Annotated in this window: 4 protein-coding genes and 1 pseudogene; 3 read left to right on the top strand and 2 right to left on the bottom strand. The window is 31.5% G+C overall.

The genetic code is table 11. The annotated features are described in order from the left end of the window. Together AB1630_12345 and AB1630_12350 are read right to left on the bottom strand one after the other, a co-directional pair. On the bottom strand, positions 1-193 hold a 193-nt coding region (locus AB1630_12345), incomplete at its 3' end, for a hypothetical protein (protein ID MEW6104582.1). Between the two features lie 76 nt (positions 194-269). Beyond that, a pseudogene (locus AB1630_12350) lies at positions 270-607 on the bottom strand (DUF5618 family protein). A gap of 138 nt (positions 608-745) precedes the next feature. On the opposite strand from AB1630_12350, the gene AB1630_12355 reads away from it, so the two are divergent. From AB1630_12355 to AB1630_12365, 3 genes are all read left to right on the top strand, one after another. After that, positions 746-1,282, top strand: a complete 537-nt coding sequence (locus tag AB1630_12355; GenBank protein ID MEW6104583.1) for a hypothetical protein — start codon at positions 746-748, stop codon at positions 1,280-1,282. 378 nt (positions 1,283-1,660) lie between these two features. Then, a complete protein-coding gene (locus AB1630_12360) occupies positions 1,661-1,918 on the top strand; it encodes a hypothetical protein (protein MEW6104584.1) in 258 nt (85 codons plus the stop codon). Beyond that, positions 1,906-2,295, top strand: coding sequence for a PIN domain-containing protein (locus tag AB1630_12365; GenBank protein MEW6104585.1), 390 nt, complete (start codon positions 1,906-1,908; stop codon positions 2,293-2,295). The genes AB1630_12360 and AB1630_12365 overlap by 13 nt, the downstream gene beginning before the upstream one ends. Positions 2,296-2,472: the final 177 nt, after the last annotated feature.

Consider the following 2,472-nt stretch of genomic DNA (forward strand, 5'->3'; position numbering starts at 1 on the left):
TGTTTAAATTAAGCCATTGGGCATTAAAAAAGGCAAATGTGCTTATTAAAAAGATAAGAAAAAAGACCTTCCAAATAGAAAAAGGGATATTTTTATAAAGAAAAAACCCAAAAATCAATAAGGCATTACCTAAAATAATTATCCAAAAACCTTTTTTATTCTGAATGGCTTGCTTTGATTTTTTCCTTTTCATAAACCCCATTATATATCGCGGTTAATCAAAAAGGCAAGTTAAAAACTTGGTGGGTAAAAACACATGGGACTTTTATTTACCCAATCTTCTCAATAAAGTCTTTTGCTGTTTTTAATGCTTCTTTTACTACATTTACAGAACGCAAATTTCCTCTATAATAGCCTGCGATATGCAATTCTTCATAGATAGTATCATTTTTGTAAGCCCCTTTTTTAGAAGATATTCATCAATAGCCTTTAGAACCCCTAGATAAGCAACTCCACAGGCTGATTTTACATATTTGTCATCTACATAATATCTATTTAAAAATGAAATAAAGAAACAAAGAATCCCAAAGAAATAATCATATGTGTTTAGCTCCTTAATATGTGTTAAAGCTTCCTCATCAAAGAGCCAGAAATCGCTTTGTTTAATTGTTTAGCTTTAGCTAAACACGTACGATCTTTAATACTGGACCATAACTTTTCTTTCCTTAATGAGCTAAACTATTATAATTTTCATTCCCCTTGGTTTCGTCCAACACATGATAATTATGTTGGAAATGTCTTTGCTATGGGAGTGGGTATTGCCTGGATACCATTCTTTCTTTTTGCTCATATTATAAGCTTAATTAGTAATATTTTGTTGGGTTTTTTATTAAAAATAAAAGAATTTTTTCCATTAGATGGTTATTCCTATCTCTATATAGCCATTATTTCATTAGGAAGTTGTTTTTACGGACTCCTTGCCCTATTTTTATCCTTTAGGGTCTCAAAAAGGTTTTTCTCAACAGAAGATAGTTTTCTAGCCCTTCTGAATATCTTTCTTGCTTCTCCATTTGTCTTTGTCTTTTACTGGATGCCAACTTATGCACATCTTGTAGATAGTTTTGCAATAGCATTATTTCTTTTAATGTGGATTGAGAAAGAAAAGAAAAAAGGAAAGCTTTGGTGGTTTTTGTGGGGCCTTTCTTTTGGATTTGTTTGTCTTGTAAGGTGGCAAAATATTGTTTTTAGTATCCTTCTTTTTGCCCCTCCAAGGTTTCATAAGCTTTTTATAAACCACCTTTTCTTTTTAATCGGAGCTTTTTTGCCTTTCTTCCACAATTGATTGCCTGGAGGATAATTCATAGAGAATTTATCCTTATTCCACAAGGGGGTGACTTTATGAAGTGGACTTCTCCCGAAATCCTTAAATTCCTTTTTTCATCTTGGCATGGCCTTTATTCTTGGACACCTATCCTTATCTTTTCTACATTAGGACTATTTTTGCTTTATAAAACAAACAAAAGAATTGCAATTGGCTTGCTGTCTCAAATAATGCCAAAGGAAGGTCATGGTATCAACAGATATATGTTTTGCATTAGAAAAACAACAGCTTGATGAAAATATATATTTTCTGATATAATAAGACTATAAAAAAAGTGAAAAATATGTTAGTTTATTTTTAATAAGGCAAAAAGCAAGTTTAATAATTAAGAAGGATGATATGAAATCATTGGAAAATGTTAATCAGATTAAGAGAAAACTATTAAGAATGCCAAATGGGAAAATTAAGGAAATTGAAGATTTTGTTGAGTTTATCTGGTTAAGAATTTCAAAGAGCAGAAAACGAAAAATTGAAAAGCTTGAAGGAATTTGGCAGGGATTGGGATTTGAAAAAATTGATGTAGAAAAAGGTATTTCAAGCCTTCGAAAATATGCTGGAGAGTCTTTATTGGAGAGGGAAAAGAAATGGAATATTTAGCAGATACGGTGGCTATTATAAGACATTTTGCAAAATATGGATATATTGGTAGAGAGGCAAAGAAAATACTAGAAAAGGCTGATGGAGGTGAAAATATTATTTGGATTTCTATTGTATCAATAATAGAAATTATGTATTTAGCTGAACGAAACAAAATTCCACTAAATTTAACCAAAACAAGAGAGAAAATAGAAGATTTGGACAATTATAGGATTATTGACTTAGATTTTGATATCGTAGAAATGGCAGATAAAATTAAAGGTTTAGAGTTACATGACCGATTAATAGTTGCATCGGCAAAATATCTGGGTTTATCTATTTTAACAACTGACAAAGAAATAAAAGAGAAAGGAATGATAGATGTTATTTGGGAGTGAGTTCGACCTTCGCATAACAGATGACTTACGATATGCTATTCAAAAACATAAGTAACTATTCAGTCATTACAGAGAGAAACGGAGAATGGATGAATTGGAGAGAGGGAGAAGGGGAGAAAGGGAGAATCTTAAGAAGGGGAGAAATTTCTCCGTTTCACAGAAAAAGGGGAGAATGGG

The organism is bacterium, assembly GCA_040753555.1.
Classification (GTDB): Bacteria; UBA9089; UBA9088; order UBA9088; family UBA9088; genus JBFLYE01.